Source organism: Sphingobium cyanobacteriorum (assembly GCF_030580935.1).
Taxonomy (GTDB): domain Bacteria; phylum Pseudomonadota; class Alphaproteobacteria; order Sphingomonadales; family Sphingomonadaceae; genus Sphingobium; species Sphingobium cyanobacteriorum.
The window spans coordinates 35070-49287 of record NZ_JAUQOM010000004.1 but is presented as its reverse complement, the minus strand read 5'-3'; the positions used below and the strand labels follow the sequence as shown (position 1 = coordinate 49287).

Annotated in this window: 9 protein-coding genes; 4 read left to right on the top strand and 5 right to left on the bottom strand. The window is 65.1% G+C overall.

Annotated elements, in window-relative coordinates:
• Positions 1-35: 35 nt before the first annotated feature.
• Positions 36-2741, bottom strand: a complete 2706-nt coding sequence (locus Q4610_RS10565) for a TonB-dependent receptor (RefSeq protein ID WP_304535912.1) — start codon at positions 2739-2741, stop codon at positions 36-38.
• A 271-nt stretch (positions 2742-3012) separates the two neighbouring features.
• Between Q4610_RS10565 and Q4610_RS10560 the strand changes: the two genes are divergently transcribed.
• Together Q4610_RS10560 and Q4610_RS10555 are read left to right on the top strand one after the other, a co-directional pair.
• Positions 3013-4047 (top strand): LacI family DNA-binding transcriptional regulator, encoded by a 1035-nt coding sequence (locus tag Q4610_RS10560; RefSeq protein WP_304535911.1) that lies wholly within the window; start codon positions 3013-3015, stop codon positions 4045-4047.
• Positions 4048-4204: 157 nt separating this feature from the next.
• The gene (locus tag Q4610_RS10555; protein WP_304535910.1) at positions 4205-5677 is read left to right on the top strand and encodes an MFS transporter; all 1473 of its coding nucleotides are present in this window, start codon (positions 4205-4207) and stop codon (positions 5675-5677) included.
• Positions 5678-5951: 274 nt separating this feature from the next.
• Here Q4610_RS10555 and Q4610_RS10550 read toward each other — a convergent pair whose 3' ends face one another.
• From Q4610_RS10550 to Q4610_RS10535, 4 genes are all read right to left on the bottom strand, one after another.
• Positions 5952-6089: a hypothetical protein gene (locus tag Q4610_RS10550; RefSeq protein WP_304535909.1), complete on the bottom strand. Its 138-nt coding sequence runs from the start codon at positions 6087-6089 to the stop codon at positions 5952-5954.
• 104 nt (positions 6090-6193) lie between these two features.
• Positions 6194-7558 (bottom strand): efflux transporter outer membrane subunit, encoded by a 1365-nt coding sequence (locus Q4610_RS10545; RefSeq protein WP_304535908.1) that lies wholly within the window; start codon positions 7556-7558, stop codon positions 6194-6196.
• Complete coding sequence (locus Q4610_RS10540) at positions 7555-10707, bottom strand: efflux RND transporter permease subunit (RefSeq protein WP_304535907.1); 3153 nt, start codon at positions 10705-10707, stop codon at positions 7555-7557. The genes Q4610_RS10545 and Q4610_RS10540 overlap by 4 nt, the downstream gene beginning before the upstream one ends.
• Positions 10708-10717: 10 nt before the next feature.
• Positions 10718-11851, bottom strand: a complete 1134-nt coding sequence (locus tag Q4610_RS10535; protein ID WP_304535906.1) for an efflux RND transporter periplasmic adaptor subunit — start codon at positions 11849-11851, stop codon at positions 10718-10720.
• Between the two features lie 270 nt (positions 11852-12121).
• On the opposite strand from Q4610_RS10535, the gene Q4610_RS10530 reads away from it, so the two are divergent.
• A complete protein-coding gene (locus Q4610_RS10530) occupies positions 12122-12847 on the top strand; it encodes a response regulator (protein ID WP_304535905.1) in 726 nt (241 codons plus the stop codon).
• Positions 12844-14214, top strand: a complete 1371-nt coding sequence (locus Q4610_RS10525; protein WP_304535904.1) for an ATP-binding protein — start codon at positions 12844-12846, stop codon at positions 14212-14214. Before Q4610_RS10530 ends, Q4610_RS10525 begins: the two co-directional genes overlap by 4 nt.
• The last annotated feature ends 4 nt before the right edge of the window (positions 14215-14218 follow it).

Below are 14218 nucleotides of genomic sequence, written 5' to 3'. Positions count from 1 at the left end.
CCGGCGACGAACATGCCGCCGGGCCATCCTACACATCAGAAGCGGTAGTTGAAGCCTGCCATGAAGCGGCGGCCATAGCTTTGATAGTTGCGGATCTGGATCGACGCGCCGGTATCGACCGACACAAAGGGTTCATCGGTCAGATTCTGCCCCTGGAGGAAGAGCGACAAGCCTTCCAGCGCGCTGCCCTTCTGGAAATCATAGCCGATCTGCCCGTCGACGATGGTTTCGCTCAAGGCCCGGCGCAACTCGCGCTCACCGCCGAAGCCGACGAACTGGCCGACGAAGGAGGAGCGATAGCGGACCGAACCGCGCGCCGAAAAGCCCCATTTTTCGAAGAACAGCGTGCCGTTCGCCACCCAGCGCGAATAATCGGGCAGATCTTCGGACGACGCGCCCACGCCCGGCTTGATGCTGGTCTTGGTATAGCCCGCGCCGCCGGTCATGCCAAAGCCTTCCAGCGCCGGCGTGATGACATCGAAGGGCAGGGTGCCCGCGACTTCAAAGCCATAGAGCTTGCCGCCCTTGCCATTGACCGGCACGGTGATGGTGCCGTTCAGGTCCGTGACGCCCGGCGGCAGGGTGACGGGCAGGCCGGAATAATCGAACGGCACGGTTTCGCGATAGACATAGCTTTGCAGCTTCTTCGCGAAGAATTGCAGGCCCAGATAACCCTTGGTGCCGAAATATTTCTCGAAATTGAGGTCCGCCGCCCAGGCGCGATAGGGGCGCAGGGTCGGGTTGCCGCCGGTGCCGGTGATGACCCCGCTGGAGGTGTTATAGCCATAGTCCAGGCTGACCTTCATGTCCTCGAAGCGCGGGCGCTGGATTTCGCGCGCGGCCGACAGGCGCACGACAAAGTCGCTCGGCATTCGCAGCGACAGGTTCATGCTGGGCAATATATCCCAATAATCGTCGCCGCGCGTGGTCGGCACCAGGGACGCCGCCGCCAGGTTGACGAAGCCGCGCGACTTCTGTTCCGTATTCTGCGCGAGCACGCCGATATTGCCGGTCAGGTCCGACGATCCCAGCGACGCCTTGATATCCGCCATCAGATAGAGCGACATGACCCGTTCGGTCACGGCATAGGCCTTGGCCGGCACATCCTTGCTGGGGTTGAGCGTCCTGATATAGACGCCATCCTTGAGCAACCGGAAGGGATCGTAGGACAGGATCGGGCCGACGCCGATGAAGCCGAGGTCGGTGCCGTCCATGCGATATTTTTCAGGCAATGCCAGCGATGTCGCGCCATTCGCCAGGTTGAGGATATATTCCTCCGGCGTCTTGGCCTTGGTCCGGTCGGTATAGCCCAGCCCCGCGCTGATCTTTGACAGGAAACCGCTTTCGATCTCCTTGCCGAATTCCAGTTGATAGCTTTTCAGCTCATCGTCGATGATGCGGTTGTTATAATAGCCTTCCTGATGGCCGAGCGGCGCGCCGCCGCCCCAGCCGAGCGGATCGGTCAGCACCATCAGGTTCGGATCGCTGTAGTCGAGCAGGCTGGAGGTGAAGCGCGTGCCCTTGGCGCCGCTCACGAAATCCAGCGTGTCGGTCGCGCCATTGCCGGGGCCATAGCCCGTCCCTGCGTTGGATTCGAGCGACAATTCACTGCGGTCGGTGCGCGAATAGCCGAAATCGAAACTGGCCGACCAGCCATCGTCGCCGGTATATTTGGCGTTGAACCCGCCCGAAAAGATGGTCGACTTGCGTTCATAGCCATGGTTGTTGACCACCGCCTCGACCCCGGTGAAGGTGCCGCTCTTGATGAAATTGCCGTCCATCTGGGTGCTGCCGGGCACCAGGGTCGCGCCGCTCCAGTAAAGCGGGAATTCGACGCCGCGCTTGATCTGCTTGTCCTTGAAATCGCCATAGAAGCCGTCGAAGGTCAGCATCAGCGTATCGGTCGCGCGCACCTGCACCGCGCCCTGCACGCCCAGACGCTTGAGTTGCGTCGACACGCCGAACGGCTTGATGCCGCCGATCACCTTGCTGCCGTTCGGCCCGTCGGCATAGCCCCATGCCTCGAACTCCTTCGACTGATAGGGTTCATCGCTATAGGCGACCGACAGGGCGACGCCGATGCGGTCGCCGGCGAACTGGTCGACATAGGTGCCGGTCAGGCGATAGCCCTTGTCCTTGCTGTCGGCATTGACCTTGCCCAGGTCTGCATAGACGCCGCGCGCGCCCACGGCGACCATCTGCTTGCCATAATCGAGCGGACGGATGGTGCGGATGTCGACGGTGCCGACCAGGCCCTGGTGGATGAGGTTGGCCTGCGGCGTCTTGTACACATCCACGCGGCTGACGACTTCGGCGGGATATTGGTCGAATTCGACATTGCGCTGTTCGCCGGTCGACGTTTGCGGCCGGCCGTTCAGCGTGGTGGAGGACAGGTCGGCGCTGGCGCCGCGGATCGCGATCGAATTGGCGCGGCCGAACAGGCGCTGGGAGGTCAGGCCGGGCAGGCGGGCGATGGATTCGCCGATCGATGCGTCGGGCAGCTTGCCGATATCTTCGGCCGACACCGATTCCACGATCGTCTGCGCGTTCTTCTTGACGTTGACCGCCGATTGCAGCGACGCGCGGAATCCGGTGACGATGATCGTGCTGGCCGCGTCATCCTGGGGAGCGGCATCGGTCTGCGGCGTTGCCTGCGCCCATGCCGGCGCGGCGGCGCCCGCCAACGCGATGGCAAGGATCGAAGCGCCCAGTAACCGGGCGCGATTGAATTGCGTGGCCATATATCCTCTCCCCTGTGGCACCGGCGAAACCCTTCGCCGATGCGGCAATCTGGTGCCGCAGGCGTGGCCGTGCAGCGCCCCTTGTCCTGCGGTGGCGCTGTCTTACGCCTGTGCGGTCTGGTCCGGCCATAAGGCATACGTATGCCTAATCCGCACAGGGCGGACTGTGGCGGCCAGGTAACGCTTTTCGCTGTTCGAAAGGACGCAATTGCCTTGCTTTCCGCCTCCTTCTATCATTGCTGTTGCGCGCAAAGCGCGCAGAAGGAGAGAGATGGGACGCCAACCCGGCAGCAAGCCGACCAGTTTCGACATAGCCTATCTGGCCGGCGTGTCGCAGCCCACGGTCAGCCGCGCCCTGCGCGGATCGCGATCGGTCAGCCTGGCGACGCGCCAGCGGATCGAGGCGATCGCCCGCGACCTCAACTATTCGGTCGACAAGAACGCCTCGTCCCTCCGATCGCAACGATCGAATACCATCGCCTTGCTCTTCTTCGAGGATCCGACCCCGGACGAATCGAATATCAATCCCTTTTTCCTCGCCATGCTGGGGGCGATCACCCGGCAATGCGGCGCACGGGGCCTCGACCTCCTGATCTCGTTCCAGAAGATGGAACATGACTGGCATGTCCGGTATCAGGACAGTCACCGCGCCGACGGGCTGATCCTGCTCGGTTATGGCGACTACAGGCTGTATGAGCGCCGGCTGACCGATCTGGTGGGGCACGGCACCCATTTCGTGCGCTGGGGATCGGTGGGAGAGGGCATGATCGGCCCGACCGTGGGGTCGGACAATGTGGGCGCGGGGCGGCTGGCGGGTGCGCATCTGCTGGACCTTGGCCGCCGCCATATCGCCTTTCTGGGGCATGCCGACGGCCATTATCCCGAATTTGCCGATCGCTATGCCGGCCTGTGTCAGGCGATGGCGGAACGGGGCGTCGCGCCGGATGCGACATTGCAGGTTGACGCCCTTACCGCCGAGGATGCCGGCGATGCCGCGGCCCGGACGCTGATCGCGCGGGGCACGCCCTTCGACGCGATCTTCGCGGCCAGCGACCTGATCGCGATCGGGGCGATGCGTGCGCTGGCGGAGGCGGGGCTGTCGGTGCCCGGCGATGTCGCCATCATCGGATTCGACGACATTCCCACCGCCAGCCTGACCAGCCCGCCGCTCACCACCATCATGCAGGACATGAAAGGCGCAGGACAATTGCTGGTGGATACGCTCGTCTGCCAGATCGAAGCCACGCCGCTGCCGCCCAGCACCTTGCCGGTCAGGCTGGTGGTACGGAAAAGCACGGGCGGATAGGCCGCATTGCATCCCGTCCGAACGGTTTGGCCCGCCGGCATCGCGCGGCCTTCCATGTATTCGTATTCATGCCTTGTCCTGCCCGCCGCGCCATGCGAGCGCTGTGGGCATGGCGCAGGCGGACGACAGGCCCGCCGCGGATGGGAAGGGAAAGGCAATGGAAAAAGCCCGTCAGGGTTTTGTCGGGCTGTGGAATATCAGCTTCGGCTTTTTCGGCATCCAGATTGGCTTTGCGTTGCAAAACGCCAATATGAGCCGGCTGTTCCAGTCGCTCGGCTCCAGCATCGATAATCTGTCCGCGCTCTGGATCGCCGCGCCGCTCACCGGCCTGCTGGTGCAGCCGATCATCGGCCATCTGTCGGATCGCACCTGGCTTGGCCGGCTGGGACGGCGGCGTCCCTATTTCCTTGCCGGCGCTTTCCTGTCCGCGCTGGCGCTGCTGGGGATGCCGCAAAGCCAGAGCCTGTTGATGGCGGCGCTGCTGCTGTGGATGCTCGACGCCAGCCTCAATATTTCGATGGAGCCGTTCCGCGCCTTCGTCGGCGACATGCTGCGCCAGGATCAGCACACGATCGGCTACGGGGTGCAGACCGCCTTCATCGGCGCGGGCGCGGTGGTCGGCTCGCTCTTTCCCTATGTGCTCGACCATCTGGGCGTCGCCAATGTCGCCGCGCCGGGGCAGGTGCCCGACACGGTCCGTTACAGCTTCTGGGCGGGCGGGGCGGCGCTGTTCGCCTCGGTGCTCTGGACCGTCCTTACCACGCGCGAATATGGGCCGGACGAGATGCGCGCCTTCGCCGGGGAACAGGACGCCGATGCCGCGCCGGATCTGGGCGGGCGGCGCATCGCGCCCTGTCTTGGCTGGATCGCGGCCGGCGCCATCGTCGCGCTGCTGGTCGATATCTGGGGGATGGAGAAGGAAGTCTATCTGCTGGGGGCCTTGCTGGCCGGCTATGGCCTTGCCTCCATCGCCGCGATCCTGCTGGCGCGTGCGGGCAGGGGGCAGACGATGCTGACCCATATCGTCGGCGACCTGGCCGGGATGCCGCCGATCATGCGCCGTCTGGCGCTGATTCAGTTTTTCAGTTGGTCGGCGCTGTTCATCATGTGGATTCACACCACGCCGGTCGTCGCCCAATATATGTTCGGGTCCGCCGACCCGGCCAGCGCCGCCTATCAGGCGGGCGGCAATTGGGTCGGCGTGCTGTTTTCGGTCTATAATGGCGTGGCCGCCCTGGCCGCGCTCACCCTCTTGCCCTGGCTGTCGGCCCGGCTGGGCAAGGCGCGGACCCATGCGCTTTGCCTGGTCGCGGGCGCGGCCGGTTTCGCCAGCTTCCTGGTCCTGCGCGATCCCCGCCTGCTGCTGCTGAGCGAAATCGGCGTTGGCATCGCCTGGGCCTCGATCCTCGCCATGCCCTATGCGATGCTCGCCTCAACCCTGCCGCAGGGCAAGCTCGGCATCTATATGGGCCTGTTCAACATCTTCGTCGTGGTGCCGCAGTTGCTGGTCGCGACGGTGATGGGATCGATCATGAAGGCCTTCTTCCCTGGCGACCCGATCTGGACGATGGCTTTTGCGGCCGTGACGCTGCTGGCTGCGGCGATCGCTTCGCTGCGAATCAGGGCGTGAAGCGATTCGGCGTTCAGATCAGCCACCCGCACTCATCGCATGCGCCTCTGCCAGAGTGGTTGACGTTACGGAAAGGGTTGCATCGCGCCACGGATGCACATTTTGCAATCACAAGACGCATTTCGCACTTGCAGCAAATTCTGACTTGGCCCACAAGGAAAGTGCCTTTCAGGCATCCTCTCCTAAAACTTTACGGGCCGGTCTTTTGATCGGCCCTTTTTTTGCGTGCGCGAAGGGATCGGCGCCGCCTGCCATGCTCCGGTCATGCACAGGCTCAGTGTCGACCTGTACTATTGTCGGACCGTTGCTGCTGGGTCAGCGGGCAGATCAGTTGATTGAGGCGCAGTTCATCCTGCGCGCCCGACGCAAAAGCCCGGCAAAGCCAATCCAGACACCGTGCCAGAAACAGCATGGTTCTCTCCTATTCTTATGAACCCATCATAGCATAAGCGACAGGCGGGAGAAGAGCCGGCAGGATCAGCGCGCAAAATGATACGGGCCGGTACGGATAGGCGCCTACTGATCCGCGCCGATGACGCGGTAAAGCAGGATGCGGTTGCTTACCGCCGCCAGGTCGGTCGCTATGGCCGCCTGTTGCGCGTTGTACAACAGGCGCTGGCTGGTCAGTGTATTGAGGAACGTGTCGATGCCCGCGCGATAGCGCTGGTCCGCCAGGTCATAGGCACGCTGGCTGGCCGTCACCAGCCGGCGCTGCGCCACCTGTTGCGCATCGATCGTGCCATCCCGCGCCAGCCCGTCCGCCACTTCCCGGAAGGCGGTCTGGACTGCCTTTTCATACTGGGCAAGGTAGAGGTCGCGCTGCGCCTTGCTATAGTCCAGATTGCCACGCGCCGCGCCGCCAAAGATCGGCAGGCCGGCCGATGGATTGGCCGACCAGGCGAAAGCGTCGTCGGAAAACAGGGCGGACAGGGCCGCACTGGCGACACCGATCGCCGTGGTCAGGCTGATCCTGGGGAACATCGCCGCGCGGGCCGCGCCAATATCGGCATTGGCGGCCTTGAGCTGATGCTCGGCCTGGAGCACATCGGGCCGCTGGAGCAGAATGTCGGACGACAGCCCTGCCGGAACCTTCGCAACAGCCGTGACCAGGCTGTCGAGCGAGGCGGGCAACAGGGCATCCTCCACCGGCGCGCCGACCAGCAGGTCCAGTGCATTGCGATCCTGCGCGACCTGCGTGATGCCGGCGGCGATATCCGCCTGCGCCTGCTCGACCACCGTTTCGGCCTGATAGACATCGACCTTGCCCGACAGGCCCGCCTGGTTGAGCGCGCGCGTCAGCGCCAGGCTGCGCTGCGCGCTCGCCATCGTCTGGCGCGACACGGCCAGCAATGCCTGGTCCGCCGCCAGCGTGGCATAGGCGCTCGCCGTTTCGGCGATCAGCGTGATCCGTGTCGATCGCGCACCTTCCTGCGTCGCAAGATAGGATTCAAGCGCGGACTGGCTGAGGGCGCGGACCCGGCCGAACAGGTCGATCTCGAACGCACTGATGCCGATGTCGGCGCTATAGCTGTTCTGGCGCGCGTCATTCCGCCCGGTGAAACCGGCACCCGCATCGCCGGTCACGGTCGGCAGTTGCGCCGCCCGCTGCACCTTATATTGCGCCCGTGCCGACAGCACATTGGTCAGCGCCACGCGCAGGTCGCGATTGTTCGCCAGCGCCCGTTCGATCACGATCCTGAGCCGTGCGTCCTGCACCAGCGCCGTCCAGGCCAGCCCGGCCGCCATGTCGGCCTGCACCGCATAGGCAGCGCCGCCGGGCAGGGCGGCGGGCACCGGCGGGGCGGGGCGCACATAGGTCGGCGCCATGGTGCATCCGGCCAGCGCCAGCAGCGATGCGGCGGGGAAAAGGGCGCGCATCATGCCGGCACTCCTGCGTCGGTCGCCGGGGCTGGCGGCGTGGCCTTGGGCCTGTCGCTGCCGAACAGGCGAGAAATGGTGAGGAAGAAAAGCGGGACGTAGAAGATCGCCAGCACAGTCGCCGTCGTCATGCCGCCGACCACGGCGGTGCCGATGGCGACACGGCTCTGCGCACCTGCCCCGGTGGCGATCGCCAGCGGAATGACGCCCGCGATGAAGGCGAGCGAGGTCATCAGGATCGGGCGGAACCGCAACCGTGCCGCCTCCAGCGCGGACGCCAGCGCATCCTTCCCCTGGCTATGGGCCATTTCGGCAAATTCGACGATCAGGATCGCATTCTTGGCTGCCAGGCCCATGGTGGTCAGCAGGCCGACCTGGAAGAAGATATTATTTTCCAGCCCGCGCACCGACACCGCGATCACAGCACCGATCAGGCCGAGTGGAATGACCAGCAGCACCGCAAGCGGGATCGACCAGCTTTCGTACAAGGCGGCGAGGCAGAGAAACACCACCAGCACCGACAGGCCGTAGAGCAACGGCGCCTGCCCGCCCGAAAGCTGTTCCTGATAGGACAGGCCGCTCCAGGCGTAGCTGGTGCCGGGCGGCAGTTGCTTCTGCAATGCGACCATGCGCGCCATCGCATCGCCCGAACTGGCGCCGTCGCCCGCCTGCCCCTGAATTTCAAAAGAGGACAGGCCGTTGAAGCGCGCCACACTGGCTGGTCCCATCATCCAGTGGGTCGTTGCAAAGGCGGAGAAGGGCACCATCTCGCCCGTGCTGCCCGATCGCACCATCCAGTTGTCGAGGTCGGTGGGCAGTGCGCGATAGGGCGCGTCGGCCTGCATATAGACGCGCTTCACCCGGCCGCGATCCACGAAATCGTTGATATAGCTGCTGCCCCAGGCGGAACGCAGCACATCATCGACATCCGCCTGGGTCAAACCCAGCACGGCGAGCTTTTCGGAATCGATATCGACCTTGAGCTGCGGCGTGTCCTCCAATGTTGCGGCCCGGACGCCGGCAAGCGCGGGGTCTTTCGCGGCCGCGGCGAGCAACTGGTTGCGCAGTTCCAGGAAGCGCGCCCGGCTCAGGCCGCCGCTGTTGAGCAGTTCGAAGGTGAAACCGTTGGACTGGCCCAGGCCCCGGATCGCCGGCGGGGTCATCGCCAGCACCTTGGCGTCACGCAACGCGGCCAGTTGCTTGGTCGCGCGCCCGGCGATCGCGCCGGCGCTGTTGGCGAAACCCTTGCGATCGTCCCATGGCGCCAGGTTGATGAAGCCCTGGCCGACATTCTCGCCCTGCCCCTGGAAACTGAAGCCGGTCATGATGAAGGCGTAGGCGACATTGTCCTTTTCATCATTCTGGAAATAATTCTGCACCTGGTTGACCGCCGCTGCGGTGCGGCTGGATTTCGCGCCGGCGGGCAGCGTCACCTGCACCATCACCTGGCCCTGATCCTCGACCGGCAGGAAACTCGATGGCAGCCGCAGGAACAGCAGCGCCAGCAGCACCAGCATGACGGCATACAGACCCCAATAAAGTGCGCGCCGGCCCAGCACCTGTCCGGTCCGGCGCACATAGCCGCCGGTCATGCGCTCGAACCAGCGATTGAACTTGCCGGCCCAGCCGCGATGCCGCTTTTCCTCTTCCGACCCTTTGAGGAGCGTGGCGCACAGCGCCGGGGAAAGGATCAGCGCGACCAGCACCGACAGCAGCATCGAGGAAACGATGGTGATCGAAAATTGGCGATAGATGACGCCGGTTGATCCGCCGAAAAAGGCCATGGGCAACAGGACGGCGGACAGGACCAGGGCGATGCCGACCAGCGCGCTGCCGATTTCTTGCATCGACTGGATCGTGGCGTCGCGCGGCGACAGCCCTTCCTCCTCCATCAGCCGTTCGACATTCTCGACCACGACGATCGCGTCGTCCACCAGCAGGCCGATGGACAGCACCATGCCGAACAGCGTCAGCGTGTTGATCGAATAGCCGAACAGGGCAAGGATGCCGAAGGTGCCGAGCAGCACCACCGGCACGGCGATGGCCGGGACCAGCGTGGCGCGCCAGCTTTGCAGGAAAACGAACATCACGACGACGACCAGAACGACCGCCTCGATCAGCGTCTGGATGACTTCTTTGACCGACAATTTGATGAAAGGGGTGGTGTCGCGTGGAAAGGCGGTCTTATAGCCATGGGGCAGGCTGGCGGACAGTTCGGCGACCTTCGCCTTCACCAGCTCCGCGGTCTTGAGCGCGTCGGCGCCGGGCGCCAGTTGCAACGCCATGCCGGATGCGGGGTGGCCGTTCATGCGGGCCGATGTGGCGTAGCTTTCGTTGCCCAGTTCCACCCGTGCCACGTCGGACAGGTGGACGATCGCCCCGTCGCCCTGCGTCTTGACGATGATGTTGCGGAACTGTTCGGGCGTCTGCAACCGCGAACGGGCGGTCACGGTCGCGTTGATCTGTTGCCCGGCGGGCGCGGGGTCGCCGCCGATCTGGCCGGCCGACACTTCGACATTCTGCGCCGCGATCGCACGCTGCACGTCGGATGGCATCAGCTTGACCGCCGCCAGCTTGTAGGGGTTGAGCCAGACACGCATCGCATATTGCGATCCGAAAATCTGGGTCGCGCCGATGCCCTCGATCCGCGCGATCGGGTCCTGGAAATTATTCACCAGATAATCGGCGATATCCGCCTGGGTCGCCGTGTCCGTCTCGTCATACAGGCCGACCAGCATCAGGAAATCGGTTTGTTGCTTGGTGACGGACAGGCCCTGCTGCTGCACCGCATTGGGCAGGCGGGTCAGGGCCTGCTGCACCTTGTTCTGCACCTGCACCTGCGCCGTGTCGGGGTCGGTGCCCTTCTGGAAGGTGACGCTGATCTGCGCGCGGCCGGTCGCCGAGGAGGAGGACGAGAAATACATCAGCCCGTCGATGCCGGTCAGTTGCTGCTCGATGACCTGGGTGACGCTGGTTTCGACCGTTTCCGCCGACGCGCCGGGATAGGTGGCGCTGACGCTGACGCCGGGCGGCGCGATGTCGGGATATTGCGCGACGGGCAGCGACAGCATGGCGCCGATCCCCGCCAGCATGATGCCGATGGCGATGACCCAGGCAAAGATCGGCCGGTCGATGAAATAGCGGCTCAGCACCGTCCGGCTCCTATTGCGCGGCCGTGATGGCGACGGGCTTGACCTGATCGTCGGGCTTCACCTTGTCGGTGCCCTCGACGATCAGGCGGTCGCCCGCCTTCAGGCCGGCCGTGACCAGCCATGTGTCGCCGATTGCCTGGCCGGCGGTGACGATCCGCCGCTCGACCTTGTTCGCCCTGTTGACGACCAGCGCGGTCGCATTGCCCTTCGGATCGCGGCTGATGCCCTGTTGCGGGGCCAGGATCGCGCCCGGCACGACCGACTGGGGCGCGACCACGCGCACGAACATGCCGGGCATCAACAGCCCGTCCGGGTTGGGGAAGCGCGCGCGCAGCGTCACCGTGCCGCTGTTCACGTCGACGATCGGTTCGGCGAACTCGATCCGCCCTTCCGCCGGATAATCGCTGCCATCGTCCAGCTTCAGCCGGATGGTGGCGCTGGCGGGCAGCGTCTTGCCCGCTGCCAGCGATCGGCGCAGTTGCAGCAGTTGCGCGCTCGACTGGGTGATGTCGACATAGATGGGGTCAAGCTGCTGGATCGTCGTCAGCGGATCGGCCTGGCTGGCCGTCACCAGCGCGCCCGGCGTGAACAGGGTGCGGCCGATCCGCCCGCTGATCGGCGCACGCACCAGCGTGAATTCCAGATTGACGTTGCTGGTCTGAAGCCCCGCGCGCGCCTGCATCACCGCTGCCTGCGCCTGACGCGCGGTGGCGATCACATCGTCGCGGTCCTGCGCGCTCACCGCTTCGGTGTTGCCCAGGCTGCGATAGCGCTGCGCCTTGGCCTGCGCCGCCGCGGCAGTCGCCTGCGCGCTGGCCAGTGTCGCCTGCGCCTCGTCACGCGACGCGCGGTACAGGCGCGCGTCGATCTGGTAGAGCGGCTGCCCCGCCGTCACCATCGATCCTTCGGTAAACAGCCGCTTCTGGATCAGGCCAGCGACCTGCGGCCGCACCTCCGACATCATGGTCGACACGGTACGCCCCGGCAGCTCTGTCGATACGGTCGCATCCTGGGCGCTCAGCGTCACCACGCCCACCTCCACCGGACCTTTCTGCGGCGGCTTCTGCTGTCCGCAGGCGGCGATCAGGATGCAGAAAGCCAGCGGTGCGACCCGAAGGCTGTGGAGGGGGGAAGGCCCAGACATAAATCAGCACATATCCTAGACGAACGGGTTGGAGCCTCGCCATGCGCCCCGCGCCATGGCGGGGGAGGGGGGCCATGCGACAGGACACATGGCGAGCGCTCCGGCTGGTGTCGGCGGGGGCTGCCGACCTTGCCCTCTTCAGGACTTTGCCCGTTACAGGAAAGAGGAACTTATAATCATTCTGTCACAGCCGGGTATCGCTTTGTATCAGCCTGTATCATCACGCGCGCCGGCACAGACTCTGTCGTCGATCGGCGTTAGGAGAAGCGCATGTCACCAGCCTCTTTCCCCGGCGCGACCATCATGGTCGTCGATGACGACGCGGATATTCGCGACCTGATCCTGGGCCAGTTGCGGCAGGAAAATTACCGGCTGCTGGGCGCGTCGAACCTGGCCGAACTGCGCCGGACGCTGCGTGACGAATCCGTCGACCTGATCGTGCTCGACCTCAACCTGCCCGATGGCGATGGCCTGACGCTCTGTCGCGAGCTGCGCGCGGAAGGGTCCGATGTGCAGATCATCATGGTGACGGCGCGGGGCAGTGCGATCGACCGGGTGCTGGGGCTGGAACTGGGCGCCGACGATTATCTGACCAAGCCGTTCGAGCCGCGCGAACTGCTGGTGCGCATCCGCAACCTGCTGCGGCGCGGGCGCACCGAACCGGCGCCGCGCGCGACGACGATGCGCTATGCGCGTTTCGGGCCGTGGCGGCTGGATTTGCAGCAACGCCGCCTGATCGCGCCGGATGATCGGCTGGTGATGCTGTCCTCCGCCGAATTTAGGCTGCTCAGCCGCTTTCTCGAAGAACCCAATATCGTGCTGGCGCGTGAGACTTTGCTGCCCGAACGCCGCGCCACGGCCGCCTTCGACCGCTCGATCGACCTTCAGGTCAGCCGCCTGCGCCAGAAGCTCGCGGGCATAGCGGGCGGCGACGAACTGATCCTGACGGTGCGGGGTGAAGGCTATGTGCTGGCCAGCGGGGTCGATTATTCATGATCGTCCTGCGCTGGACGCGCCGGGCGCGCGCCTTTTTCCGGTCGATGGCAGGACAGATTTTCCTGATCCTGACATTGGGCATGTCGATCGCCGCGATCATCGCGCTGCTGGTGGCGGAACAGGCGCGCTATCATGACTTCGAACGTGTCCGGCGCCAGCGGGTGGTGGCGAGCGCGGTCGATATCGCCGCGCGATTGCGCCGCGACCCCGCACGGGTCGAAGCGATGATGGCGGCCCATAATATCATCGGCGCCTATCCCGCGCCTGCCGGCATTGCGCTGAGCAATGCGGACAGGGATCTGGGCATCGCGCTCAAGGACAGGTTCGGCGAACGGGCGCAACCCGAAGCGGGACAGGTGCCGGTCGGCCTCTGCTTCCCCGACCATGATGGCCCCAGGCAGCGGGCGGCCGGCCTGATCGGTGCGCCGCGCCCCGACTGCTGGATCGTGCGCTTCACCGACGGCGGCGGCCAGCGTCGCGCCATGGCCCTGACCTTCCCGCGCATGGCAAGGCCGGCCAGCACCATCTTCAACCCGCTCTATCTGCTGGTCATCATCATCGCGTCCGCCGGCCTGGCAATCCTGGTCGGCCGCTTCATGTCCAAGCCGCTGCGGCGGCTGGAGCGCGCGGCCGAAGCCTTCTCGCTCTCGCTCGACCCGGAGGATGTGCCCGAAACCGGGCCGGAAGAGGTGCGCGCCGCCCTGTCCACCTTCAACCTGATGCAGCGGCGCGCGCGGGCGGGCTTTGCCGAGCGGACCCAGTTGCTCGCCGCGATCAGCCATGATCTCCAGACGCCACTGACCCGGCTGCGGCTGCGGCTGGAACTGGTCGAAAATGTCGAACTGCGCGAACGGCTGCTGGCCGATCATCAGGCGATGCAGACGCTGGTGCGGGAAGGGCTGGACCTGGCCAGCAGCATCGAAGCGCAGGAGCCATGGTCCGTGCTGGACATCGATTCGCTGCTGGCCAGCATGGCGGAGGATGCCCAGGATCTGGGCCAGCCGGTCCGCTTTCTGTCCGGTTGTGGCGGCACGATACGGGTCAAGCCCAACGCCCTGACCCGCTGCATCGGCAATCTGGTCGACAATGCCGTCAAATATGGTGGCGGCGCGGAGATCAGTTGCATGCGGACGGTGGGCCGGCTGATGATTCATGTCCGCGATCATGGCCCCGGCATCCCTGCGGACCAGATCGACCAGATGTTCGAACCCTTTACCCGCGGCGCCAGCAGCCAGCCGGGCGGGCGCAACGGCACCGGCATCGGCCTTACCATCGCCCGGTCGCTGGCGATGAGCTTTGAAGCCTCCGTACGCTTGCGCAATGCCGACGATGGCGGGCTGATCGCCAGCATCGACATGAAGGGCTGACATG